The following is a 25,635-nucleotide window of genomic DNA, read 5'->3' as shown; positions in this document are numbered from 1 at the left end:
TTGAAATGTTCTTTCCGACTTGAAATGTTCTTTGCATAGTTGAGATGAGATGACGGATTTGGAACAGATATTGCCACTGTGGAGGGAGCTGGAGGCTTCCGGGGCGGAGTATGTGCTGGCGACTGTGGTGAAAGTAGAAGGGTCGAGCTACAGGAAGCCGGGGGCGCGGATGCTGCTGGCTGCTGATGGGCGGCGTGCGGGGACTGTCAGCGGCGGCTGCCTTGAGGCTGCGGTGGCGAAGAAGGCCTGGTGGCTGACGGAGAGCGGGCCGGTGGTGAAGGATTATTCGACGCTGGAGGATGATGGCGAGTTTCCGTATGGTTCGGGCTGCGGCGGGGTGGTTTGGATTTTGCTGGAGCGACGCGGGAGTGCGGATGAGGTACTAAAGGCTCTGGAGCAGGCGTGGAATGCACGCGTGCCGTTGGCGATTGCTACGGTGCTAGAGGGCGAACGGATTGGGCAGCGGGCGTTTGCTAGGGCTGCCGGAGATTTGGAGCTGACGACGCTGGAGAAGTTTCATGCCGATCTGCCGGTGTGGATCGAGGAACATGCGGCACGGCTTGGGTTGTGGGTCTTTGGTGCGGGAGATGATGCAAAGCCGCTGGTGAAGATGGCGCGGATGTTGGGGTGGTATGTGGCCATTGCGGATGGAAGGTCGCATCTGGCGACTGCCGGGCGGTTTGTTGAGGCGGATGCGGTGAGTGTGCTGACTGCGGATGAGCTTCCCCCATTCGATGTGCGGACGGGCGATGCGGCGGTGGTGATGACGCATAGTTTCGAGCAGGATGTGCTGATATTGGCCGGGCTAATGAGCCGTGCAGCGTGGCCTGCGTATATTGGCGTGCTGGGACCGCAGCGACGGACGCAAGAACTGCTGGGGAATGTGGCGCGGAAGCTGGATTTGGCGCCGAGTGAGAAGTTGTTTAGAGGCTGGCTAGCCGATCTTCATGCGCCGACAGGATTGGATCTGGGCGCGGAAACGCCTGCTGCGATTGCGCTGTCGATTATGGCGGAGATTCAGAAGACGCTGATGGGTGGGACTGCGCTGCCTTTGAGGCAGGTGCGTGGGATGAGGGCCGCGGTGAGAGGGTGATTCTTGCTTTCCCACCCGTGGCGCGATAAAACTGCACCACGAATGGGGCACCCGTTGTGGTTGGTGTGTCCGCAAATGCAAAAAACAAAAGCAGGTCCTTCGACTCACCACCCCCAGACTGAAGAAAAGGTCTGGGGCCCCGTTCGCTCAGGATGACACCGCGTCGTTGAGTAAAGCAGCGAGCGGCTTCGCGAAGGATGACATCACTTTGGGGTGCCGTTCAGGCTACTTAGTATCGGCCAAGTGTGCTTCGAGGACTCCAAGGAATTTTGCGAGCCATGCGGGGTGCGCGGTCCAAGCGGGGCCTGTGACGAGGTTGCCGTCGACAACGGCATCGGAGAAATCTAACTTGACGAAGGTTCCTCCGGCTAGCTCGACCTCGGGTGCGCAGGCTGGGTAGGCGTTGAGCTTGCGGCCTTTCAGGATGCCAGCGGCGGCGAGAAGCTGCGGGCCATGGCAGAGAGCGGCGATGGGCTTTCCGGCTCGGTCGAAGTGGCGGACGATGTCGAGAACTTTCTCATTGAGGCGGAGGTATTCGGGAGCGCGGCCGCCGGGAACGATGAGGCCGAGGTAGGCGGCGGGGTCGATCTCGTCGAATGTGGCGTTGAGGGTGAAGTTGTGGCCGCGTTTTTCGGAATAGGTCTGGTCGCCTTCGAAGTCGTGGATGGCGGTGCGGACCTGGTCGCCGGCCTTTTTGCCGGGGCAGACGGCGTGGACGGTGTGGCCTACCATTTGCAACGCCTGGAAGGGCACCATGATTTCGTAGTCTTCAACGAAGTCGCCGGCGAGGAGGAGGAGTTTTGCAAATTTCATGGAGTGTTTCTCCGTGGATGAAGGGACGAAGACATTTTCTCGCGGTGGGTGAAGACGCACAAGAGTACGTCACTCTGTGTTTGAGTTGTTGGTCATATGAATGGATTGCGGAGGCTTTTGTGGTATCCCAGGTCTCAAAATGCTGGACCTGGGCATCCAATTTCCTTGCTGAACGAGCGAAAAACAAAAACAAAAGCAACCGCAGGTCCTTCGACTCGTTTGGCGCGCATGCGCCAAACTTCGCTCAGGATGACACGCACTGGTGGGTGAACGAAAGGCGACGCTATGGATGACAGTCGATCGTGAAAGTACGAAGGATGCTTACGCCAGCCTAGAATTGAGGTATGGGTTCGATTACTTCCCTGCCTTCGCTTGCGGTGCTGAATGAACAGATTGTTGCTTGCAATCGTTGCGTGCGGCTGCGGGAGTATTGCCTGGATGTGGCGGCGACGAAGCGTCGGGCGTATATGGACTGGGAGTATTGGGGTAAGCCGGTGCCGGGGTTTGGCGATGCGCGGGCGCGGGTGCTGGCGCTGGGGCTTGCGCCGGGAGCGCATGGGTCCAATCGCACGGGAAGGCCGTTCACGGGAGACGGGTCAGGGAATTTTCTTTATCCGGTGCTGTATGAGGCGGGGTTTGCTTCGCAGCCGGAGGCGGTGAGCCGCGAGGATGGAATGAAGCTGACGGATCTGTGGATCAGTTCAGTGGGGCGGTGCGCGCCGCCGGGCAACAAGCCGACTCCGGAGGAGCTGAGGAACTGCCAGCCGTGGCTGGATGAGGAGATGCGGCTGCTGAAGCGGCTACGGGTGGTGGTTTGCCTGGGCAAGATTGCCTTTGACGGGCTGCTGGGCTGGGCGCATCGGACGGGCATTGTGGGCTCGCGTAGTGGATATGTTTTTGGGCATGGAGCGGAGATGACGCTGCCGAATGGGCTGCATGTGCTTGCGAGCTACCATCCTTCGCTGCAGAATACGAATACGGGAAAGCTGACACGGGTGATGTTTCTGAAGGTCTTTGAGCGGGCAAAGGAGTTTGCTGAGCGCGCCTGAATTGCCCCGGAGCAGCGTCCTGCTGATGAAAGCATTCCTTCAAGGGCTATAGTCCACCGTTTTTCCGCCATTTTCGGCACGACTAAAATCGTGTCCTGTTACTAGGCAATTCCAGTTGAGGCACTACCGAATCCGCCGGGAGGATGCGTCGCATGTCGTATGCCGGTATAGTGGATGGAAACGGACGCATTGCACGCGAAGAGGCCAGCGTATGAGCAGGAGCCGCACCGGACATTTCATCAAAACGAACACGACTCTGAACGGAGACCCGATGCGCGAGATGGGCGGGGAGCTGAGCAGCGTGGATGCGATGGGGCAGGAGCTTGACGGGCGTGAGCAGGCTACCAGAGACGTGGCTGGAGCGCCGGTGGGCCGAAGCCTGAGTGGGGCTCCGCTGCCGGGCGCGACGGGCGGCAAGGGCAACGGTCTGGGCCGCGCGGTAGGGCTGGGACGGCCTCTAGGAGCCGCGGATGAGACGGAGCAGGCAGATCATCCGTCGGGCGGGCATAAGGCGCTGTCTTTGCTGAGACAGGCGCTGCCGGTGGTGAAGAATCTGCTGCCGTTGCTCGAAGGAAATCTGCTGGCGGCAGTGAGCAACCTGCTGACGACGCGTCCGCAGGGCCCGGCGAAGGTGGACCTGACGCCGATTGAAAACCAGCTGACGGAGATGCAGCTGCTGCAACACGACGTGCGCAGCAAGGTGGCGGAACACCACATGACGCTGAAGCGTGTGGAAGATCAGCTGGAGATGGTGAAAGAAGCGACGGACCGCAACACGATGGAGCAGCAGGAGCTGATGGAAGACCTTCGTGCGATGGGCAGCAAGGTGAACCTGTTTGCAGCGATGCTGATTGGGCTGCTGGTTCTTTCCGTGCTTCTGAATTTCCTCTTATTCATGCACATCAAGCAAGTACTTCCTTAGGCTCGGGCGGCAATGGCGTTCTGGAAAAAAGAGGAAAGAACGTCTCGCAAGAGCGTGGAGCCTGAGTTCCGCGAGATTGTCGATTCTGCCGGATCTATGATACTTGTGATCGGCACGGATGGAACGGTTCTGCACGTGAATCCTGCGGCAGAGCGGCTGCTGGGCTATTACGCATCCGAGCTGGTGGGACAACAAACAGTCGAGATACTTGCGCCCGGAGAAGGACGACGCGTTGCGGCAGAGTTGCTGCGACTGCGCGGCAGCTCGATTGACCCGAATGCCGGACCCCGAGAACGGCGGACGGCGGTGGTGGGTACGATCGGCGAGGTTGCGCCCAGCCTGGTTCCAACGATTGAGACCCGCTGCCGGCGCAAAGATGGCTCGACATTTCCGGTGATGGTACAGGTTTCAGCACTGCGTGACGCGGAGGGGACGATGCGTGGCCTGGTGATGGTGGGACTCGACCAATCGGCAACTCTGGAGCAGCAGCAGGCGACGCGGGAGTCGCAGGAACGCTATCGCGACCTGTTTGAAAACTCAAGCGAGATGATTGCTACGCTGAGCCCTGGAGGGCAGTTTCTGTATGCGAATCCGGCGTGGAAGCGGAGCTTTGGCAGGGATGCGGAGGAGCTGATGGCGGACAGCTTCTTTGCGGATGTCTTCCATGAGGAATGCAGAGCGTATGTGAAGGAGCTGTTTCGCGAAGCGCTTGACGGACATGCGTCGGACCGGATGCTGGTGCGGAATCCGACCAAGGATGGGCGGATGCTGGAGCTGGAGCTGAGCCTGAGCCGGCGACAGAAGGCGGGAAATCCGCTGGCGGTGCGCTGCCTGTTGCGCGATGTGACCCAGCAGAAAAACCGCGAGCACCGGCTGGCGCTGCAGCTGGCCGTGAGCCAGATCATGGCGGAGAATGCTGGACTGGCTACCGCGGCGGAGCGCGTGCTGGAGGTGCTGTGCGTAACGCAGGAGTGGGATCTAGGCGTGCTGTGGGAGGTCGATGCGGCATGGGACCGGCTGGTGTTCTCGACAGCATGGGGAGCGCCGGAGTTAGCTGCGGAGAGCATGATTCGACAGAGCGTGGGCCTGCAGACGGTGGCGACCAGCGAGCTTGCCGGTAAGGCGCTGGCCAAGGGCCGCACGGTGTGGATTCGCGACCTGACGGAAGCAGCGGCAGATCCTCGTGTTGCTGCTGCGATTCGGCATGGAATGGCGTCGGGATGGGCGATTCCGGTGCGCGTGGGCAACAGCGTGCTGGCTGTTCTGGAGTTTTATTGCCGGCGGCAGCTGCGTGAGGATGAAGAGGCTCTGGCTTCAGCGGAGGCCGTGGCGGCGTCGCTGGGCCAGATGCTGGCGCGCAAGCGCGAACAGGGGCGCGCGGACGACCTGACGCAGCAGCAGGAGGTACTGCTGAATGCGGTGGCGGACGGAATCTGCGGGCTGGACCGAGGCGGGCGCGTGACCTTTGCGAATCCTGCCGCGGCTCGGCTTCTGGGCGCGTCTGCGAGCAGCATTACGGGGAAAGCGATTCATGAGCTGCTGCACCCGGCGGGACGATGCGGGGCGGAGTGCCCGCTGCGCGAAATTACGGCGGGAACGGCGCCGCATGCGGGCGAAACGACGATGGCGCGTTCAGACGGCAAGGAGTTTCCGGGCGAGTACGGCTTTACGCCGATCTTTGAACGTGGGCAGTTTTCGGGATCGGTGCTGAGCTTTCGCGACATCAGCCAGCGGTATGCGCTGGATCGCATGAAGGACGAGTTTCTGGCCACGGCGGGACATGAGCTGAGGACGCCGCTGACTTCGATTCGCGGAGCGCTGGGCCTGCTTTCCTCGGGCATGCTGGGCGAGATCAATGAAAAGGGAAACAACCTGCTGCGCATTGCGCTGAACAACTCTGAACGAGTGATACGGCTGATTAACGACATGCTGGACCTGGAGAAGATTCAGCACAGCAGCGATGCGATAGAACACATGCCTGTGCAACTGGCGGATGTGGTGCAGGTGGCGATTGAGGGAGTGCAGCCGGTTGCGGACGCCGCGGGAATACAGCTGATTCACGACATGGTGCAGGCAGAGATTTTCGGCGATGCGGACCGGCTGACGCAGGTGCTGACGAACCTGCTTGCAAACGCGATCAAGTTTTCACCGGAGAAGTCGTCGGTTTCCGTGATGATGCGGGTGGAAAACGCGGGGGTAACGATCTCCGTGATTGATGAGGGACGGGGAGTTCCACAGGCGATGCTGGAGACGATCTTTGATCGCTTCCGTCAGGTGGATGCATCGGATTCGCGGCAGAAGGGCGGCACGGGACTGGGACTGGCGATTTGCCGGACGATTGTGGCGCAGCATGGCGGACGCATCTGGGCGGAACGCAACCCAATGCGGGGCACGACGTTTCGGTTTTTTCTGCCGTGGCGGCGCGTTGAAAGAAAAATGGAACCGGAAGCTGTTGCCGCAATCGAAAAGATAGAAGAGAATTAAGCAGATGCCCCACAACATACTGATCATCGACGACGAGGACGATATCCGCGCCGTAGCGGCGCTGAGCCTCGAGACAGTTGCGGGCTGGGAAGTGGCGACAGCCAACTCAGGAGCGCAAGGCGTGGAGCGGGCGGAAAGCCTGCAGCCAGAGGCGATTCTGCTGGATGTGATGATGCCGGGGATGGATGGGCGCGCGACTTTTGCTGCACTGCAGCAGAATCCGCGAACGGCTGCGATTCCCGTGGTGTTGCTGACGGCAAAGTCGCAGAGCAGCGAACGCGAGCAGCTGGCGGCACTGGGAGTGGCGGGTGTGCTGACGAAACCGTTTGATCCGCTTACGCTGCCGGGGGCGATTGCGGCGGTGCTGGGTTGGGATACTTAAGCTCAAGGGCTTATTCTCGGGCTGGAGTTGAGTACCGATGAGTTCAGGAAGAGTGGAACAGCCCGGAATGACCGAAGCGCTGGACCGGCTGTGGAAGCAGTATCTGCCCACGATGGAAGAACGCGTGGCGATTCTGCAGAAGGCGGCGCGGAGCCTGGCTGTGCGGGAGCTTTCTGACAATGAGCGAGCAGAGGCGAATAGCGCCGCGCATAAACTGGCCGGCGTGCTGGGAACATTCGGGCTAACCAAAGGCACTGTGCTGGCGCGCGAGGCGGAGATTCTCTACTCCGGCGATAACGGCACAGATCCTGAGAACGCGGAACAGCTTGTGAAGATTGCGGAACAACTGCGGGCGATGATCACGGGACGAAAATAAAGACGCGCCAACAATTACACTCGAAAACATGACGCTGCGCGAGCCAGAGGCCGGACAGCTTGCCCTGATCTTTGAAGATGCGGGAGCGGGGCGGCGTATCTGGCCGGTGCGCGAGCTGGTGGGACGGGCGCGCGAGCTGGTAGAGCGCGAGTTTGCCGATGTGTGGGTGGAGGGCGAGATTTCAAACCTTCGGCCCGCGGCTTCAGGACATCTTTACTTCACGCTGAAGGATGCGGAGGCGCAGCTGCCGGTGGTGATGTTCCGGCGGCAGGCGACGTTGATGCGCTTTCGCGCTGAGGATGGACTACACGTGCTGGCGCGGGGACGCGTGAGCATCTACGACCAGCGCGGGCAGATGCAGCTTGTGGCGGAGATGATGGAGCCGGTTGGCGCGGGCTCGCTGCAGGTGGCATTTGAGCAGCTGAAGGAAAAGCTGAAAAAAGAGGGGCTGTTTGACGTGGGGCGTAAGCGGCCTCTGCCGGCCTTTCCGCGCGCGGCGGGGATTGTGACTTCGCCGACGGGTGCGGTGATCCGCGACATTCTCAATATTGTGGGGCGGCGGCATAGCGGGCTGAATATTCTGCTATATCCGGTGACGGTGCAGGGCGAGAGTGCGCCGGAAGAGATTGAAGCTGCGATCGCGTATCTGAATGATTCCAGCTTGGTGGATGTGATTGTGATGGCGCGCGGCGGAGGGTCGCTGGAGGACATGGCGGCTTTTAACAGCGAACGCGTTGCGCGGGCGATTGCCGGCTCGCGCGTGCCTGTGGTTTCCGCAGTGGGGCATGAGACGGATTTTACGATTGCGGATTTTGTGGCAGACCTGCGCGCGCCTACGCCTTCTGCGGCGGCAGAGCTGATTACAGAAGCGCAGCACAAAGTGGGCGAGCATGTAGAGCGACTGGAGAGGCGGCTCGAACGCGGCGTGCAGTTTCAACTCATGCAGGCACGGCAGCGCATGGCGTATGTGAGCGTAAGCGGAACTGAGACTCGCATGGCGATGCTGCTGCACAGGCTGGAGCAGCGGTTGGATGATGCGACAGAGCGCATGGACGAAACTGTGAATGCGCAGATGCGTGAGCGGGCGCAGCTTGTGGTTGCGTTGAGAGCTGCAGTTTTGAGGCATGACCCGCGGCAGAAGATCGCGCTGGCGCGGCATAACTTTGCCGTGGGGCAGGCCAGGCTCGAACGAATGCTGGAGCGAACAATTGATGCGAGACGAGGGCGGCTGGATGGATTGGCCGCACGCCTGCGATCGCTTTCTCCTCTGGCTGTGCTGGAACGCGGCTACGCGCTGGTAACGGATGCTGAGGGCAAGCTGATTCGATCCGCAGTGCAGGTGAAGACGGGCGAGATGATGAAGACGCGGCTGGGCGATGGACAGTTTACGAGTCGCGTAGAAGACGTAACGCAAGCACCACAGAAATCGAGACGGAGAAGATGAGCACAAGCGGACGGAAGTTATTTGGGACAGATGGGATTCGCGCAGTGGCGGGCGAGACACCGCTGGATCCGGGAACGATTTATGCAACGGGGCTTGCGCTGGGACACTCGATGAGTGCGAAGAAGGATCGGCCACGGGTAATCCTTGGGCGCGATACGCGCGAATCTGGCCCGTGGATTGCGGCAACGATTGCAGCGGGGCTGAGCGAGGCAGGCGCGGAGGTGGAAAGCGCAGGAACTGTGCCTACGCCTGCGGTGGCGTTTCTTACGCGCAAGCATGGATTCGATGCGGGCGTGGTAATTTCCGCTTCGCACAATCCATGGCGCGATAACGGCATCAAGCTTTTTGGCAGCGATGGATTCAAGCTGCCGGATGCTGTGGAGCTGCAGATTGAAAAGGAGATTTTTGAGCGTGTAGGCACCGTGGCTGTGCCGGATCACGCTACGCTGCAGCCGGTGAAAGGCAACTCCGCATACAAGCTGGACTACATTGACTTTCTTCTGAAGGCAGTGCTGTACCTGAAGCTGGACGGGATGAAGATTGTGGCGGATTGCGCGAATGGAGCTGCGGCCGCGATTGCGCCGAGTCTGTTTCGTCCGCTGGGCGGCGAGGTGACGCTTCTGAACATTTCGCCGGATGGGCGGAACATCAACGATGGCTGCGGCGCGATGCATCCTGAGTGGGTGGCGAAGCAGGTGAAGGAGCGCGGCGCAGATTTAGGCCTGACCTTTGATGGCGATGCGGACCGCTGCATGCTTGCGGATTCGCAGGGCAAAGTGATCAATGGCGATGCGATTCTGCTGATTGCCGCCCGCGATATGAAGGAGCGCGGGCTGCTTACGGATGACGTGGTGGTGGCGACGACGATGTCGAACATGGGGCTGGAGGCGGCGCTGAAGCGGTCAGGGATCACGATGCTGCGCGCGCCGGTGGGCGACCGCTATGTGCTAGAGATGATGCAGAAGGAAAACGCTGCGCTGGGCGGCGAGCAATCGGGGCATGTACTGTTTCCGCACCTTGCAACGACAGGTGATGGGCTGCTGACGGCGCTGGTGGCACTGGACTTGATTGTGCGTAGCGGCAAGAACATTGATGAGCTGACTGCAGACCTGAAGGTGTATCCGCAGGTGATTGTGAATGTAAGGGTGCGTGAGAAGAAACCGCTGGAATCTATTCCTTCTATTGCAGAGAAGATTCGTGCGGCAGAAGAAGAGCTGCGCGATACGGGGCGCGTGGTGATTCGTTACTCCGGCACGGAACCACTGGCGCGTGTGATGATCGAGGCCGAGAGTGAAGAGGCGATGCGGCGCAATGCGGATGCGATTGCGGATGCGATACGGGCGGAGCTGGGAGCATAGCTGCTCCCATCCTTGCGACGGAAACAAGTCGCAAGGATGGGACACGATGAAGGGATTTATCCGCGCAGGCTGACGGGCGTATGGCTTACTGCGGAGAGTTCGTCGTAAGAGTTCTGCGGTAGCTCTAGCGCGGCTGCGGCGATGTTTTGCTCAACGTGCGAGACAGAGGACGTGCCTGGAATGGGCAGGATCACTTTGGATCTCTTGAGCAACCATGCCAGCGCAACCTGAAGCGGCGTGGCATTCAGCTCCTTCGCGACTTTCTCGATGGCTTCGTGGGCCTTTTTCGCCTGGCCCAGCGGAGCCCATGGCAGGAACGCGATGTTGTGCTGCTCACAGTAGTCCACGATGAAGTCGGATTCGCGATCGGCAAAACTATAGCGATTTTGCACGGAGACAATGGGAACGATCTTCTGTGCGCGTTCGATGTGTTCGCGAGTGACATTCGACAAGCCGATGTGACGGATCTTGCCCTGCTCGCGCAGTTTGGCGAGGGCTTCGACGGAGGCTTCAAACGCGACGGCGTTGTCTGGAGCGTGAAGCTGATGAAGATCGATGCGATCGAGACGAAGGCGCTTGAGACTGCCTTCAAGAGCATCCGTCAGATGCTTCGGGCTGGCATTGTGCGTCCACTGACCGGGGCCGGGGCGCTCCCAACCACCCTTGGTGGCAATGACGAGATTTTCGGGATATGGATGTAGCGCTTCGGCGATCAGCTCTTCTGACGTTCCGGGGCCATACGAGTCGGCAGTATCGATGAGGTTCACGCCGAGTTCGACGGCGCGGCGCAGTGTGGCCAGGGCGGCAGCTTTATCTTCCGGTGGACCCCATACGCCTTTGCCGGTAATGCGCATGGCGCCGAAGCCGATGCGATTGACGGTGAGGTCTGCGCCAATTACGAACGTGCCGGCAGCGGATGCAGGAGTGGATTGTATTGAGCTCATGAGGTTGCTCCATTCACGAAGATTGTCGCGGCGGATTGTCCGCGCATGTTTGACATTTGCTTGGATGGCAACGTCGGCGCATGGGATTCATCGCGTGAATCCATGAGTTGAATCGCGGTTAAAGATCGCGCCAGTTGGGGCCGAAGCCGAGATCGGCGACGATGGGAACGCTGAGCTGGACAACGCCTTCCATCTCCGCGCGGACGAGTGCGGCGATTTCTTCGCGTTCGTCGGCGGGAACCTCAAAGATAAGCTCGTCGTGAACTTGCAGGACCATGCGGGTTTTGAGCTTGCGGTCGGTGAGCTTGCGGTCGAGTGAGATCATGGCGAGCTTGATGAGATCAGCGGCTGTGCCCTGGAGCGGCGTGTTGATGGCTGTGCGCTCGGCGAAGCCACGCTGGTTGGGATTGCGGCTTTCGATATCGGGGATGGGGCGCATGCGGCCAAACATGGTGCGAACGCTACCTGTGCGGCGCGTTTCGGCGAGCGTCTTGTCGATGAATTCCCGCACACCTTGATAGCGGGCGAAGTAGCGATCGATGTATGCCCTGGCTTCAGCCTGCGGGATGCCGAGCTGCGTGGCAAGACCGAAGGGTGAGATGCCGTAGACGATGCCGAAGTTGACGGCCTTGGCGCGATTGCGCGTTATCTTGTCCATCTGGTCAGCGGGTACGCCGAAGACTTCGCTGGCAGTGAGGGTATGAATATCTTCGTCGTTCTGATAGGCGCGTGTGAGGAGCGGGTCGCCGCTGAAATGTGCGAGGAGGCGGAGTTCGATCTGCGAGTAATCGGCGGAGAGCAGTTCTGTGCCAGGCGCGGAGATGAAGGCGGCGCGAATTTCGCGACCGAGCTCAGTTTTGATGGGAATGTTTTGAAGATTTGGATTGATGGATGAGAGGCGGCCGGTGGCGACGGCTGCGGACTGGAACGTTGTGTGCACGCGTGAGTCGGCATCTGCTAGTAGTGGCAGCGCATCGACGTAGACGGACTTCAACTTCGAGAGATGACGAAATTCGAGGACAAGGCGCGGAAGTTCGTGCTCTTCTGCAAGCTGCTCAAGCACGTTTTGCGCGGTGGAGATGGATTTGCCTTTGCCGCGTGCTGCGGGTGCGGGCAGAGCGAGATCGGTGAAGAGCACTACGCCGAGCTGCTTAGGCGAGTTAATGTTGAAGGTTTTGCCGGCGAGCTCGAAGATGCGTGAGCTGACGCGCTGCATTTCAGATGCGAAGCGTGTGGACAGCCCATTGAGAGCGGCTTTGTCGATGCGAATTCCTGCCTGCTCTACGCGATAGAGGACGGGTGCTAGAGGAAGGTCGATTTCGGTGTAGACGCGGGCGAGTTCAAGCTCGTCGACGTAGGCGCGGAGTGCGGGGACGAGGGCGTTGATGGCGGCGGCGGCGGCTGGTAGGGAGTTTGGCGCGGGCTGGTTGCTGCGCGCGGCAACGTCGGCCAGAGTTTGCGTGGCGTGCGTCGGGTTGAGCGCGTAAGAGAGCAGCATGGTGTCTTCCGCGGGGCCACGAAGCGTGACACCGAGGCCATGCAAAACGTGAAGAGCTAGCTTGAGGTCGTGGGTACGCTTGGGAACGGCGGGGTCCTCAAGCAGCGCATGCAGCTCAGGCGTGAGCGGAAGACAGAGAGCAATTCCCTGCTCCGATTCCGAATTTGCGCAGACGCCGATGCTGAAGCGAGTCTTCTCCTCAGCCTCTTCCACGATATCGAGCAACGAAGGCGCGGGCGGAATGGAAGTATCATCGTCGGATTCCACGGAGGTGGGTTCGGCGGCATCAAGCGCGAGGGCAAAGCCGTGCTGGCGCGCTGCGGCGTAGAAGGCCGCCGCCTGTTCGTCTGTGGGTGAATCGAGCAGCTCGGTCTGAGTCTGCTGTGGCGCGGGAGCTAGTTCGCGAAGCATGGAGGTGAATTCCAGCTCGGTGAAAAGCTCACGGCAGGCTTCGAGGTCAAGGTCCTGCGTTTCCATGGCGAGCAGGTCGAGTGGAAGCGGCACATTGCAGTGGATGGTGACGAGTTCTTTTGAGAGCAGGACGGCTTCGCGGTTCTGCTCGAGCGATTCGCGGTAGCTCTTGCGCTTTACTTCAGAGGCGCGATCGAGGACGGCTTCGACTGTGCCGAATTCCTTGATGAGATCGACGCTGCCTTTGTCGCCGATGCCGGGCGCGCCGGGGATATTGTCAATGGCGTCGCCGCGCAGGGCCATCACGTCGATGACTTTGTCGGGAGGTACGCCGAGGACTTCGGTGACTTTTTCCGCATCGAGGATGAGATTGTCTTTCTGCGGGTTGAGGATCTTTACTCGCTCATTGACGAGCTGCATCATGTCCTTGTCGCCGGAGACGATGAAGACGTCGTGGCCCTGTTCGGAGGCGCGGCAGGAGAGTGTGCCGATGACGTCGTCAGCTTCGAAACCTTCGGCTTCAAGGATGGGAATGCGGAAGGCTTCGAGAGAACGGCGGATGTAAGGGATCTGGCGGCGGAGGTCTTCCGGCATGGCTTCGCGCTTGGCCTTATAGCCGTCGTAGCTGACTTCTTCAAAGCTCTGCGATTTGGCGCTCCACTTGCGCAGGGTACCGATGGCGAGGGCGCGCTCATCGCGGAAGACTTTGCCGCTGACATCGAAGACTGCTGCGAAGTAATGCGGCGAGAAGTCCTGGCGCAGCTTCTTGATCATGTTGACGAAGACGAACGTGGCCGCTGTGGGCAGGCCGGAACGCGTGGACATGGGGCGCGAGCGCTGCATGGCATGGTAGGCGCGGAAGATGAACGCCATGGTATCGAGGAGGAATACGGGTTCTTTTACCTGGTCTGGCACGCTGTTTGGCACGCTACCGAGTTTATCAGCGGGGAGTGTCAGTGCAGGAACATGCAGTCGCCGTAGCTGAAGAAGCGGTATTGGGATGCGACGGCGTGATTGTAGGCGGCAAGGACGTGTTCCCTGCCTGCAAAGGCGCTGACGAGCATGAGTAGGCTTGATTGTGGGAGGTGGAAGTTGGTGAGAAGCGCGCCTACGAGGCGGAATTCGAAGCCGGGCGAGATGAAGATTTCTGTGCTGCCGGAATGAGATTGGAGTGGGGCTCCGTTGGCGGTGAGGGCGCAGTGCTCCAGCGTGCGGACGGTGGTGGTGCCGACGGCTACGATGCGGCGAGACTCAGTGTGGGCCTTATTGATGGCTGAGGCTGTTTCTGCGCTGAGGGTGTATCGCTCGCGGTGGAGATGGACTTCGTCGACGCGCTCGACGCGCAGCGGGGCGAAGGTGCCTAGGCCTACGTGGAGGGTGATGCGGGCGATTTCGACGCCGCGGGATTGGATGGCTTCAAGGATCTGCGGGGTGAAGTGCAGGCCTGCGGTGGGAGCGGCTACGGAGCCGCGTTCGTGCGAGAAGACAGTCTGATAGCGCTCGCGATCGGTGTCGGCGTCGTCACGGTGAATGTAGGGCGGCAGGGGCATGTGGCCTATGCGGTCTAGTGCGGCGAAGAAGTCGGTGGTTGGTGCGAACTGCAGAAGGCGATCGCCGAATTCGCCGCGTTCTAGGACTTCGGCTTCCAGGGCGACGCTGCCGTCGGAGGCGGGAAAGGCGAGGATTTCGCCGACGGCTACTTTGCGGCCGGGCTTTACGAGTGCGCGCCAGCGGTTTTCGCCTTGCGGCTCGGTGAGCATGACTTCGATGCGGCCTGTGGGCGCTTCGCGATCACGGATCGTTGTGCGACGGGCGTAGAGACGCGCGGGGATGACGCGGCTGTCGTTGAGGATGAGCAGGTCGCCGGGCTGTAAAAGTGAGGGGGAATTTGCGAAAAGCTGGTCAGAGAGTGTGCCGGTTTGGCGATCCATGACTAACATGCGGCTGGCGCCGCGCGTCTCTGGCGGCTGCTGCGCGATAAGCTCCGTCGGCAGATGAAAGTCGAAGTCGGAGATGCGGAGGCTGCTCATTTTTGTCTGTCAATTTAACAGGTTAGCCGCGCTGCGCGCGGTGGCAAGTTAGCGGTTACGTCTTTCCGAGATGCCTTAGTGCGTTGAGGCGGGCGGTTTCGATGGCTGTGTTGAGCTCTTCGCGCTTTGGCTCGAATTGGTCGGGGGCCAGATCGGCGGGGACGTGCGTCCATGGACCCCAACTTACGACGATGCGTGTGAAGGGCATGGGGATGAGGAAGTGGTCCCATGAGTTCAATTTCCAGGCGCGCTGCGGCTCAAGATGAAAGGCTCCGATGGGTGCGCCGCTCATTTGTGCGAGCTTGATGGGGCCCATTTTGGTTTGATAGATGGGGCCGCGGGGACCGTCCGCGGTGAAGATGGCGGGCTTGTCGTTTTCTAAAACTTGATTGAGGCCGAGAAGGCTTTCGCCGCCGCCGCGGGAGCTGGAGCCGCGCACGGCATCGAAGCCGAAGAGGCGAAGGATGCGAGTGATGAGTTCTCCATCGAAGCTGCGGCTGATGAGAATGACGGCGCCGGTGCGGCGGAAGTAGTGCGCGCAGGGCAGAACACACTGGTGCCAGAAGCAGAAGATCTGGGAGCTTGCGCCGCGGCCTTTGATGAGTGGTGTGACGCCGGAAGGTGCTATGACTTCATAACGCCAGGTGAGTCCTGCGAGCCAGAGCAGCGCTTGGACGATGCGCGGCACGATGGCTAGAAGGATGCGCTGGGTGAAGGTGAATGATTTTTCCGCGCCTTGGCTCACCTGGTTGATTGTAATTGGCTGGAAAAATGGCCTAGGGGTTAAAGGCCCGTTTACGGGAGTGCTATCCCAGGTCCCAACTTCAGGGACCTGGGGCACCCATCATTTGTGCGAGAACTGAAACTACTAGCTGTAGCGGAGCCAGCGGAGCAGTTCGGGGAGTGTGGCGCGTTTGCCGTACATGAGGATGCCGACGCGGTAGAGGCGCGCGGAGACCCACAGGACGGCCCAGACGCTGACAACCATGATGGCAAGAGAAGCTGCGAACTGCCACGCGGGCGGAGTTTGTGCGCCCATGCGGAGCATCATGACGATGGGCGCAGTGGCTGGGAACAACGACGCGGCGATGGACCAGAAGGAGCTGGGATTGTTGATGATGAGCCAGATAAGCGAGAAGCTGAGCCAGATGGGCACGGCAGCGAGCGGCGTGTACATCTGCAGCTCCTGCTCGGTTTCACAGCTTGCGGCGAGGCCCGCAAAAAGCGAGGCATAGAGCAGGTAGCCGAGGATGAAATATGCGCCGAAGAGAAGGCCTTCCGTGATGGACAAATGAATGGAAAGCTGGCCATTGAGTACGGGAGCGGCGAAGGCAGAGCCTGCGAGAAGGGCTGCGGCGACACCCCAGATAGCGAGCTGCGTGAGGCCGACGGCACCGATGCCAAGGAGTTTTCCGGCGAGCAGGTCGCCGGCTTTGACAGAGGCGAGCATGACCTCAAAGATGCGTGAGGTTTTCTCCTGAATGATGGAGCGGGCGACGTTCATGCCGTAGATCATGGTAGTCATTGCAAGCATGATGCCCATGATGTAGCCCTTGAGATACGCGCCGATGCCGCTGCTCTTGACTTCCTTTCCGCCCTTGTCCACCTGCATGGTGTCTACGGAGACGGTCTTCATGACGAGTTCGACTTCTGCCTTGCTCATGCCGCGGGCGCTGAGGCGCTCGGCTGCGAGAGCGTGGTTGAGCGCAGATTCGAGGCGACTGCCGATGACGATGTCACCGGAGGATGTGGAGATGTAGGTGGCGGTGATTTTGCTAGGTACGGCGGTGTCGATCCAGAGAAGGCCATCTATTTCTTTTTCACGCACCTTGCTGACAAGGCTGTCGCGCTCTGATGGCGAAGAGGGTACGATCACATCGACGGTGGTCTTGGAATCTTTGTCGTCTGTCAGTTGTGACTGGATGTCGGCGGCAAGATTGCTGTCTGTTGTGGCGATCAACACATGCTTGCCAACGCCGGAGTTCTTGCCGGCAAAGACGGCAACAGCAATGATGACGGCGAAGACGACGGGGACGAGGATGGTGGACATGCGAAAGGCGCGTCCGCGGACTCCCTCAAGATATTCGCGCTTTGCGACGAGCAGAATATTACGCATCGGCTTTGCCTCCCACGGTCTGGATGAAGATCTCTTCTAGCGATGGCTCGACCAGCTCAAAGCGATATATGGTGGCTTTGGCAGCGGCTTCATGCAGGAGCTTTTGCGCGTCTCCGCTGGGCTTGAGCTGGATCTCGGCGTGGCCGGAGAAGTTGTTGGCCTCGGCGATTTCTGGGCTCTGCAGGAAAGAGGCATCGCCTTCAAACTCCATGATGACGCGGTCGCGCGAGTAACGGGATTTGATCTCGCGGACGCGTCCGGCGAGCACGGCCTGACCCTTATTGATAAGGCAGATGGAGTCACAGAGCTTCTCCACCTGATCCATGCGGTGCGTGGAGAAGATAATGGCTTTGCCCTGATCCTTCAGTTCGAGGAGCGTGCGTTCGAGCAGGGTGGCGTTGACCGGATCGAGGCCGGAGAATGGCTCGTCCATGACGATGAGGCCGGGATCGTGGAGCAGCGCGGAGATGAACTGAATCTTCTGCTGCATGCCCTTGGAGAGCTCTTCGGTCTTCTTGGTCAATGAGTCGGCAATTTCAAGGCGTTTGGCCCAGGAGACAGCGCGTGTCTGCGCGTCGGCGGCGCTGACACCGTGGAGTTCGCCGAAGAAGATGAGTTGATCTATCACCTTCATCTTTTTGTAAAGGCCGCGCTCTTCCGGCAGGTAGCCGACGCGCTCAAGGCTTTTGCGCTCGAAGGGCTTGCCGAAGAGATTCACCTGGCCGGAATCCGGCATGGTGATGCCCATCATCATGCGGATGGAGCTGGTTTTTCCTGCGCCGTTGGGTCCGAGCAGGCCGAACATCTGGCCGGCTTCAATGGAGAGGCTCAAGTTATTGACGGCGACCTTGCTCTCATAGGCTTTGGTCACGCTTGCGAGTTCGACAACTGGCATGCATTCTCCCGAAGGGTGTCTTCGCGTATCTTCGCGCGATCTTTGCGCGATCCATGGGGGCGAACAAACTGCCAGCAGTGTAGCAAAGGCTCCCGCAGGCGCAGAGTTCCCCCTTTGTGTGATACGCACAGGGCAATGGGGGAAGTTCCCTCCCACCCTAGGCGCAAAAACAAGAGCGCGCCGAGGGCGGGGCACCCGGTTGATTGCGAGATTTACGAGAGTAGCTTCATGGCGTCAGGGTCCCAGTGGACGATCTGGCCGCGATCGATGCTGAGGTTGGAAAGCAAGGCCGCGCCCGCTGCGCGGTAGCCGAATGTGGCATCTTCCACCACGGGCTGGCGTGAGCGGACGGAAGCGAAGAAGTTTTTGAAGTGGTCGTAGCTATCGCTATAGCCTTTGGGCGGGGTGTACTTCTCTGCTGCCGCGAGAGATTGCTTAGCCACGCCGGGAGGATATTTTTCGTCATACGCGGCGATGATCTCCTTCTGCATGGCTTCAGGGAAGGTTCCGACCATGTAACCGGGCGCGGTTTGGCGCGGCACGTGGTTGATTGTGAGACCGTCCGAACCGATGGTCATGGTGCCTTCCGAACCGGCAAAGGTGAAGCCTTCACCTTCTTCGCCGCCATCGACAAAATTGACATGGAGGCTGACGTTGAAGCCTTCGCGGTAGTCGAAGAGACCGAGCACCACATCGTTGGCGTCACGACCATCTTTCCAGTAACGAATGGCGCCGGTTGCCATGGCACGGGTGGGGCCGTTGGAGCCGGTGATGAAGTGGATGCCGCTGAAGAGATGCACGAAGAGATCGCCGGCGACGCCGGAGCCGTATGCCTTCCATTTGCGCCACTGGAAGAAGTGTTCGGAGTTGAAGGGGATTTTAGGCGCGGTACCCAGCCAGCGCGGCCAGTCGCAGGTTGTCGTGCTGGCGTCGGGCGGAACGGTGTAGTTCCATGCGCCGAGGGAAGAATTGCGATCCCAGTAAGCGGTGACCATGTTGAGCTTACCGATGGCACCGGAAGCGAGGATCTCTTTTGCCTTGGCGTAAACGATGTTGCTGACGCGCTGGCTGCCTACCTGCAGAATTCGGTTGGTTTGGCGTGAGGCTTCAATCATTGCCGGGCCGTCATCGTAGAGATGGATCATGGGCTTTTCGCAATAGACGTCTTTGCCGGCCTTCATGGCGTCTATGGAGGCTTGCTTGTGCCAGTGGTCAGGCGTGCCTATGATCACGGCGTCGATGTCTTTGCGGGCAAGGATTTCGTTGTAGTCGCGCGTGGTGAAGATGTCGCTGCCCCAGACTTCCTTGGCGTGTGCGAGGCGGCCGTCGTAGCAGTCGGCGGCGGCGACGAGTTTAACGCCGGGAACGCGGATGGCCACGCTTGTGTCGCCGGAGCCCTGCCAGCCTGCGCCGATAAGCGCGATCTGGACGTGGTCGTTGGCGGCGATGTTTTTCGCTTCGGGCTCTTCGGCGGAGAGCAAGGGTATTCCGGGCAATGCGGAGGCGGCGGATACGGAGCCAGCGACGGCGCCGGCGGCGCGGAGAAAGTTACGGCGGTTCCAGATGACCATCAAGGGTGCTCCGGGGATGATTTTCTTGCCGTAGACAACGATAAAGCATGGGGGCTGCAGATGGCCGCGGGCGTGCGGCTCAATGTTTTAGCATCCTGTTTGTGAACAAACTTGAAGACAAGGTGATGTATGCGCGCGGCGTGGGGCCGAAGCTGGCAGAAGTGATTGCCGCCAAGGGCATTGTCACCATGGAAGACCTGCTCTACCACCTTCCCTTTCGATATGAGGACCGGCAGAATCCGCGCAGCCTGGATGAGCTGAAGCCGGGTGAGATGGCGAGTGTAATTGCGGAGGTGCGCGGGTCGGCGCTGCTAAGGACGAAGCGCGCGCCGATCTTTGAGATCACCATTGGCCAGGGACAGCTGGCGATGAAGTGTATGTGGTTCAACGGAACCTATTTGCAGGGCAAGTTTCAGGCTGGGCAGACGGTGGCGGTGTTTGGCAAAGTGGAGCCTTCACGATCCACGTCGAATATGAAGATGATTAATCCGCAGTGGGAGCTGCTGCCGGATGCGAGCGACGATGCCGAGACGCGCCTGCTGGAGGTGGGCCGCATTACGCCAGTGTATGAGTCGCTGGGATCGCGGCTGGCTTCGCGGTGGCAACGGAAGGTTATCTTTCATCTGCTGGAGTCGATGCACGGAGCGATGCCGGAGTGTTTGCCTGCGGCGATGATTGAGCGGATGGGGCTGCCGGATCGCGAGATGGCGCTGCGAGAGGTACATTTTCCGCCGGAAGGCACAGCGATGATGGAGCTGCAGGCTGCGGTTACGCCGGCGTATCGGCGGCTCATCTTTGAAGAGCTGTTTTTTCTAGAGCTGGGGCTGGAGCTGAAGCGGCGGAGAATGCGCGAGCGCGCCGGTGTTGCGTTTAAGACCAACGACAAGGTGCGCGAGGCGATTCGCGAGGTGCTGCCGTTTCATCCTACGGCGGCGCAGAAAAAAGCCCTGGGCGAGATTGTGAGCGATATGAAGCAGCCGAGCCCAATGCGCAGGCTGCTGCAGGGGGACGTGGGGTCGGGCAAGACGATTGTGGCACTGCAGGCGATGCTGGTGGCGATGGAAAACGGCTATCAGGCTGCGCTCATGGCTCCGACGGAGATTCTGGCGACGCAGCATTATCTGGCGGCGAGGAAGCTGCTGGAGCGGTCGTCGCGCAAATACCGGATTGTGCTGCTGACAGGGTCGCTCGATGAGGATCGCAAGCGCTATAACCGAGGGCTGATTCATCGCGGTGAGGCCCACCTGGTGATTGGGACGCATGCACTGATCGAAGAAAAGGTGGAATTCGACCGGCTGGGATTGATTGTGGTGGATGAGCAGCATCGGTTTGGCGTGATGCAGCGGTTCAAGCTGATGAAGAAGCCAAGGCCAGATGGGACAGAATGGGCGGAACCGGATGTGCTGGTGATGACGGCTACGCCGATTCCGCGGACGCTGGCGCTCTCGCTTTATGGGGACCTGGATTTGAGCGTGCTGGATGAGCTGCCGCCGGGGCGAACGCCGATTGTTACGCGGCGCGTGGCGGATGAGCGCGCGGATGAGGTGTGGGAGTTTGTTCGGAAGCAGGTGAAGCTGGGCAGGCAGGCGTACATCGTCTATCCGGTGATTGAGGGGGCCAAGGACGACCAGCCGGAGTTGGATTTCAGTGCGGATGCTGATGTGAAAGAGGCTACGGAGAAGGCGGCTCAGCCTGTGGCGCGGAAAACGACTCGGAAAGGTAAGACGGCGGAGTTGTTTCCCAAAGCTGCGAAGGAGGCGAATCCGAATGCGAAGCTGGGGCTGAAATCGGCCGTTGAGATGTATGAGAAGCTTCGAACCGGGCCGCTGAATGGACTGCGGCTGGGTTTGCTGCATGGGCGACTGGATGCTGATGAAAAGGAAATTATCATGCGGCGATTTCAGCGCGGCGACATTGACGTGCTGGTTTCGACGACGGTGATTGAAGTGGGTGTGGATGTGCCGAATGCGAGCGTGATGGTGATTGAACACGCGGAGCGCTTTGGGCTGGCGCAGATGCACCAGCTGCGCGGGCGCGTGGGGCGCGGCGCGGCGAAGAGTTACTGCATTCTGATGACGGGTGCACGTGTGAGCGAGCAGGCAGAAGAGCGGCTGAATGCGATGGTGAGCACGCAGGATGGTTTTGAGCTGGCGGAGCTGGACCTGGCTATGCGCGGACCCGGCGAGGTTTTTGGCACGCGGCAGGCAGGGCTGCCGGATTTTCGCGTGGCGAACCTGGTGCGCGACCGCAAGCTGCTGGAGCTGGCCAAGATGGAGGCGGCGCGGTTTGTCAACGGCAAGCCGGATGAGGCCGAAGGCACCGAGGCTGAGCGGGCGCGGGTATGGGTACGGCTCAAGGAAGCGTGGCAGCGCAAGTATGGGCTGGTGGAGGCGGGTTAAGAGCTTACCTAGCGGGCTTGTTCCGGCACGTTACCGCCGGGCGCGGAGCTGCCGGCGATCTTGAGCGGACTGGTCTGGATTTCTAACTCAATGCTGGCAATCTGCGCACCACACTCGCTGAGGTGATTGCGCGTGCAGTGGCAGAACTCGGTCATGCGGATGTGACCGTTGCGGCTGAGCTCGATTCCACATGCGATGACAGCGGTGTAAATCTCCACGCAGGCGGCGCGCTCGAATTCAAAGAGAATAGTGACGCGCCCGCTGTCAGTGGTGGATCGTGTGAGCACCCAACCGCCGCAGCCGAGGATGGCTCCAGTGAGCGTGCGCACCAGATTCGACGGCTCCCCTGAGGAGACAGCCTGAATCTCCAACGCCCAGGGCATGAGCGCGGGCTGTGCGTGAGCGCGTTTTGGGGTACCAAATTGCACAATGGGGTTATCGGGACTCTGCACGGGCATCATGATGCGTGTGCGGGAGTTGCACGATGCTTGACCTGCTTTGAAACAAGCGCAGCGAAAAGGTGCGCGCCGGCCCGCATAAGCCCGGAGTTAGAGTCCATAAACCCGGGGCTGGAGGTCATTGGAAACCTTTTATCTATTTGACCGGCGGTTCGACTACGCCTTGGCCGGGGTACGGGGATCGTGTAGTTTCATATCCATGATCCTCGGCTCGGGAATTGACCTGGTGGAGATCGACCGAATCCAGAACTCGCTTGATAAGTTTGGCGAGCGGTTTCTCGATCGCGTGTATACCAAGGCGGAGCAGGCATATTGCCTTCGCAAACATAATGCGGCGGAGAGCCTGGCGGCGCGGTTTGCGGCAAAGGAAGCTGCGGCCAAAGCACTTGGCACGGGCATTAACCACGGGATCACCTGGCGGGAGATTGAGGTGCAGCGTGCGCCGGGCGGACGGCCTTCACTGCAGTTTTATGGGCGGGCGGCGGAGTACGCAAAACGAATCGGCGTGCAGAATGCGGCGCTTTCACTGACGCACTCACGGAGCACGGCCATGGCATCAGTGGTACTGGAGGATGGGCGCTGAACGGACGGGAATCCGACGGCGGTCTGCTATGCTCAATGAAATACGGTCCGGACAGTATCCCCTCAGAGGAGAATCGTGCCAAGCCGCAAAGAAGTCCAGTGGTCCCAACTGAAAGTAGGCGCGCTGGTTCTTGCAGGCGCCGTTATCCTCATCTTCCTGATTTTCCTTATGTCAGGATCGACGGGGGGGCTGTTTGCCAAGAAGCTCACTCTGCGGGTTTATTTTGAAAACGCCTCAGGATTGAAGCAGGGTGCGCCGGTCACGCTCGAAGGCGTCACGATTGGAAATGTGACGAAGATTCGCGTGGTGCCGGAACGCAATCCCACGCCAGTGGAAGTCACCATGAAGGTGCCGGGCAAGCTGTCTACATTTCTGCATACGGACTCGGCGGCCACGATTGCCTCGGCCGGCGTTCTGGGCGACAGCTACATCGACATCACTTCAACCAATGCAACAGGTCCTCCACCGGCAAACAATGCAGAGCTGGTGTCGCATAACGTCTCGGGGCTTCAGCAGGTGATGAACACCAGCCAGGATGCACTGCAGCAAGTCTCCAAGGTGTTGAAGAAAACAAGCCTCCTGATGGATTCGCTGAATTCCGAGCAGGGCTCGGCGGGAAGACTTCTTCACAACCCGGAGCTGTACAACCACCTGAACCAGGTGAGCGCGAATCTGGAAGGCGTGACGAAGAGCATCAACCAGGGCAATGGAACGCTGGGTAAGCTGACGAAGGACACAGAGCTTTACGACAAGCTCAATTCAACTGTGGACCAGTTGCATCAGATCGTTGCCAACCTGAATGGGGGCAAGGGCTCGGCGGGCAAGCTGCTCACAGACGAGACGCTCTACAACAATCTGAATTCCGCTGTGGCCAACGCCAACACGCTTCTTGAAGGCATTAACAAGGGCCAGGGCGCGATTGGCAAGCTGGCGAAGGACCCGGAGTTTGCCAAGAAGCTGGATTCGACGGTGACAAGCCTGAACGGCATTCTCAGCGGCATCAACGACGGCAAGGGAACGCTTGGTCAGCTGGCGCAGAACCGCGCCGTGTATGACAGCCTGAATGCCACGCTGGACGAGTCACACAAGCTGGTGAAGGCGATCCGCGAGAATCCGAAGCAGTACCTGGTGATTCATCTGAAGGTGTTTTAGGGCGCCCGGATAGATTTTGACTTACTTTGCCGGGTTGCGGCTCATAACTTAAAGAATTATCGGCAGTGCGGGAACTTTCTGCCTTGCGGGTGCGTTTCCTGCTGCAGGAGTTCACCGTGCATCGTTCCCTTGTTTTTGCAGGAGTGGTTTGTCTTGTGGCCGTAAGCGCCGCCATATTGCTACGCCCAGCCAAGATTGCGCGGGCTGCTTCAGCGAATGCTCCCATTTATCTGGCGAATGGCGAGATGGTAAATCCGACCAATTATCGCGAGTGGATCTATTTGAGCTCGGGCGTGGATATGAGCTACTCAGAGAAACCCGCGAACATGACGATGTTCGACAATGTGTTTGTGAATCCAGAGGCTTATCGAAGCTTTCAGGCAACGGGCACGTGGCCGGATAAGACGATGATGGTGCTTGAGGTGCGCGAGGCGCGCGACAAGGGCTCAATTAATCAGCATGGGCACTTCCAAGGCCTGGATGTGATGGGGCTTGAGGTGCATGTGAAGGACGAAAAGCGGTTCCCCGGCAAGTGGGCATTTTTTGATTTCGATAAACCCACGAGCAACGGCACGCTCATTCCTTCCGGCGCGTCCTGCTACACGTGCCATGCCGCGCATGGGGCTGTGGATACTACGTTTGCGCAGTTTTACCCTACGCTGCTGCGGGTGGCGAAAGATAAAGGCACATTGAGCGCAGAATTTTTGAAGGATGAAGCGGCTCATGCTGCACCTGCGACGAAGTAGCTGTGCTAGCCCGGCAGTTCTCCGCGATAGACGCGCCAGAATTCGATGAAGCCTTTCAGGCGAACCACCTGGAAATAATCGCTGGCGATGAAGTAGAAGATTGTAACGACGGTCCACTCGAGATGCAGCGCGCTTGCGCCGACTTCTTCGCTGAATGGAATCAGTACGGCGGAAAAGACCATTGCGACGACTAGCAGCGCAAGCTTGACGATGCCCATGACGAGATTGATCTCGACGAGCTTGCCGGTGAAGGGCTTTCCAAGCCTTAAGCTTTGGATGAGTGCCGTGGCTGGGGAAGAATCTTCCAAAAGCATCAGCATGGGCGCAATCGTTACAACCCAGCTGATGAAGGCCCACAGCGTGAAGAAGCCGAGCGTGAGAAAAACGGCCCAGATGGTGTAGCCAATGAGGTCCGGTTCGCCTATGGCGTTGATGTGCGTTTGCCCGGCCCAGCTTAACCCGGCCCACCATGCCCAGCCTGTGAGCGCGAGCACGGCCAGCCATGCAGCCTGCAGAAGGATCATGGAGAAAGGGCGCAAGGGTAGAGACGGCTCCATGCGCTTGAGAACGAGGCTGCGGCCGATGCCAGAGACTACGATCCATGCAAGCGCGGCGACGGGTGCAAGCCGGCTCAGTACTGCGGCGATGTGGGGTTGGTACGTGACCCAGGCTTCGGCTATTTTGAGCGAAGCAGTCCAGGGGTTCTGCCAGTTGATTGCGGTGAGGCCTGCGCTCTCTGGCGGAACGATGGCGAAGATTTTTTGGGCTTCGATCCAGCAGATGACTAGCAGCGGCGCGCCGATGAGCCAGCGCCATGCAACTTCCAATGCGGTGAGTGAGGGCCGCGCAAGGACCCAGCCCATGTGACCGACCATGGACTGGGTTCCGCGCAGTTGCTGTTGCGGTTCCAT

The 25,635-nt window shown here is 59.8% G+C and carries 22 protein-coding genes; 12 read left to right on the top strand and 10 right to left on the bottom strand.

Annotated elements, in window-relative coordinates; all coding sequences use genetic code 11:
- The first annotated feature begins 49 nt into the window (after nucleotides 1-49).
- Nucleotides 50-1,093, top strand: coding sequence for an XdhC family protein (locus VO84_RS18265; RefSeq protein WP_058189161.1), 1,044 nt, complete (start codon nucleotides 50-52; stop codon nucleotides 1,091-1,093).
- A 225-nt stretch (nucleotides 1,094-1,318) separates the two neighbouring features.
- Here the strand turns inward: VO84_RS18265 and VO84_RS18260 are convergent, their stop codons facing one another.
- Nucleotides 1,319-1,906: a DJ-1/PfpI family protein gene (locus VO84_RS18260; protein ID WP_058189160.1), complete on the bottom strand. Its 588-nt coding sequence runs from the start codon at nucleotides 1,904-1,906 to the stop codon at nucleotides 1,319-1,321.
- Between the two features lie 344 nt (nucleotides 1,907-2,250).
- Between VO84_RS18260 and VO84_RS18255 the strand changes: the two genes are divergently transcribed.
- The 7 genes from VO84_RS18255 (at nucleotide 2,251) to glmM (ending at nucleotide 9,921) form a co-directional block, all read left to right on the top strand.
- On the top strand, nucleotides 2,251-2,955 hold the full coding sequence (locus tag VO84_RS18255) for a uracil-DNA glycosylase (protein ID WP_058189159.1): 705 nt from the start codon (nucleotides 2,251-2,253) through the stop codon (nucleotides 2,953-2,955).
- Nucleotides 2,956-3,166: 211 nt separating this feature from the next.
- Nucleotides 3,167-3,877, top strand: a complete 711-nt coding sequence (locus tag VO84_RS18250; RefSeq protein WP_058189158.1) for a tropomyosin — start codon at nucleotides 3,167-3,169, stop codon at nucleotides 3,875-3,877.
- A gap of 12 nt (nucleotides 3,878-3,889) precedes the next feature.
- Nucleotides 3,890-6,361: a PAS domain S-box protein gene (locus tag VO84_RS18245; RefSeq protein ID WP_058189157.1), complete on the top strand. Its 2,472-nt coding sequence runs from the start codon at nucleotides 3,890-3,892 to the stop codon at nucleotides 6,359-6,361.
- A 4-nt stretch (nucleotides 6,362-6,365) separates the two neighbouring features.
- Entirely contained in the window at nucleotides 6,366-6,743 is a 378-nt protein-coding gene (locus VO84_RS18240) for a response regulator (protein ID WP_058189156.1), read from the top strand.
- Nucleotides 6,744-6,780: 37 nt separating this feature from the next.
- Nucleotides 6,781-7,119, top strand: a complete 339-nt coding sequence (locus VO84_RS18235) for an Hpt domain-containing protein (RefSeq protein ID WP_082662142.1) — start codon at nucleotides 6,781-6,783, stop codon at nucleotides 7,117-7,119.
- Between the two features lie 28 nt (nucleotides 7,120-7,147).
- Nucleotides 7,148-8,563 carry an exodeoxyribonuclease VII large subunit gene (xseA, locus tag VO84_RS18230; RefSeq protein WP_082662141.1) on the top strand — a complete coding sequence of 472 codons (1,416 nt, stop codon included), beginning with the start codon at nucleotides 7,148-7,150 and terminating at the stop codon, nucleotides 8,561-8,563.
- Entirely contained in the window at nucleotides 8,560-9,921 is a 1,362-nt protein-coding gene (gene glmM / locus VO84_RS18225; protein WP_058189154.1) for a phosphoglucosamine mutase, read from the top strand. The genes xseA and glmM overlap by 4 nt, the downstream gene beginning before the upstream one ends.
- A 56-nt stretch (nucleotides 9,922-9,977) precedes the next feature.
- Here the strand turns inward: glmM and VO84_RS18220 are convergent, their stop codons facing one another.
- The 7 genes from VO84_RS18220 to VO84_RS18190 all read right to left on the bottom strand — a co-directional run bounded on the left by VO84_RS18220 (nucleotide 9,978) and on the right by VO84_RS18190 (nucleotide 19,386).
- Nucleotides 9,978-10,865 (bottom strand): aldo/keto reductase, encoded by an 888-nt coding sequence (locus tag VO84_RS18220; RefSeq protein WP_058189153.1) that lies wholly within the window; start codon nucleotides 10,863-10,865, stop codon nucleotides 9,978-9,980.
- Between the two features lie 118 nt (nucleotides 10,866-10,983).
- Nucleotides 10,984-13,701, bottom strand: coding sequence for a DNA polymerase I (polA, locus tag VO84_RS18215; protein ID WP_269431431.1), 2,718 nt, complete (start codon nucleotides 13,699-13,701; stop codon nucleotides 10,984-10,986).
- A gap of 26 nt (nucleotides 13,702-13,727) precedes the next feature.
- Complete coding sequence (queA, locus tag VO84_RS18210; RefSeq protein ID WP_058189152.1) at nucleotides 13,728-14,804, bottom strand: tRNA preQ1(34) S-adenosylmethionine ribosyltransferase-isomerase QueA; 1,077 nt, start codon at nucleotides 14,802-14,804, stop codon at nucleotides 13,728-13,730.
- A gap of 55 nt (nucleotides 14,805-14,859) precedes the next feature.
- Complete coding sequence (locus VO84_RS18205) at nucleotides 14,860-15,549, bottom strand: lysophospholipid acyltransferase family protein (protein ID WP_058189151.1); 690 nt, start codon at nucleotides 15,547-15,549, stop codon at nucleotides 14,860-14,862.
- A gap of 123 nt (nucleotides 15,550-15,672) precedes the next feature.
- A complete protein-coding gene (locus tag VO84_RS18200; RefSeq protein WP_058189150.1) occupies nucleotides 15,673-16,920 on the bottom strand; it encodes an ABC transporter permease in 1,248 nt (415 codons plus the stop codon).
- Nucleotides 16,913-17,815 (bottom strand): ABC transporter ATP-binding protein, encoded by a 903-nt coding sequence (locus VO84_RS18195; protein WP_058189149.1) that lies wholly within the window; start codon nucleotides 17,813-17,815, stop codon nucleotides 16,913-16,915. The genes VO84_RS18200 and VO84_RS18195 overlap by 8 nt, the downstream gene beginning before the upstream one ends.
- Nucleotides 17,816-18,027: 212 nt before the next feature.
- Nucleotides 18,028-19,386, bottom strand: coding sequence for a Gfo/Idh/MocA family protein (locus VO84_RS18190; protein WP_058189148.1), 1,359 nt, complete (start codon nucleotides 19,384-19,386; stop codon nucleotides 18,028-18,030).
- A gap of 101 nt (nucleotides 19,387-19,487) precedes the next feature.
- Here VO84_RS18190 and recG point away from each other — a divergent pair, with 101 nt between their 5' ends.
- Entirely contained in the window at nucleotides 19,488-21,785 is a 2,298-nt protein-coding gene (gene recG, locus VO84_RS18185; protein ID WP_269431430.1) for an ATP-dependent DNA helicase RecG, read from the top strand.
- An 8-nt stretch (nucleotides 21,786-21,793) separates the two neighbouring features.
- Here recG and VO84_RS18180 read toward each other — a convergent pair whose 3' ends face one another.
- On the bottom strand, nucleotides 21,794-22,246 hold the full coding sequence (locus tag VO84_RS18180) for a hypothetical protein (protein ID WP_058189147.1): 453 nt from the start codon (nucleotides 22,244-22,246) through the stop codon (nucleotides 21,794-21,796).
- A gap of 196 nt (nucleotides 22,247-22,442) precedes the next feature.
- Between VO84_RS18180 and acpS the strand changes: the two genes are divergently transcribed.
- From acpS to VO84_RS18165, 3 genes are all read left to right on the top strand, one after another.
- Complete coding sequence (gene acpS / locus VO84_RS18175) at nucleotides 22,443-22,826, top strand: holo-ACP synthase (RefSeq protein ID WP_058189146.1); 384 nt, start codon at nucleotides 22,443-22,445, stop codon at nucleotides 22,824-22,826.
- Between the two features lie 75 nt (nucleotides 22,827-22,901).
- Nucleotides 22,902-23,978 (top strand): MlaD family protein, encoded by a 1,077-nt coding sequence (locus VO84_RS18170; protein ID WP_231738061.1) that lies wholly within the window; start codon nucleotides 22,902-22,904, stop codon nucleotides 23,976-23,978.
- 116 nt (nucleotides 23,979-24,094) lie between these two features.
- Nucleotides 24,095-24,724, top strand: coding sequence for a cytochrome P460 family protein (locus VO84_RS18165; protein WP_058189381.1), 630 nt, complete (start codon nucleotides 24,095-24,097; stop codon nucleotides 24,722-24,724).
- A 5-nt stretch (nucleotides 24,725-24,729) separates the two neighbouring features.
- Here VO84_RS18165 and VO84_RS18160 read toward each other — a convergent pair whose 3' ends face one another.
- Nucleotides 24,730-25,635, bottom strand: a complete 906-nt coding sequence (locus VO84_RS18160; protein ID WP_058189145.1) for a hypothetical protein — start codon at nucleotides 25,633-25,635, stop codon at nucleotides 24,730-24,732.

Source organism: Occallatibacter gabretensis (assembly GCF_001449115.1).
Classification (GTDB): Bacteria; Acidobacteriota; Terriglobia; order Terriglobales; family Acidobacteriaceae; genus Telmatobacter; species Telmatobacter gabretensis.
Note: the sequence above shows the minus strand (reverse complement) of the source record. Positions and strands in the feature narration are given on the sequence as shown.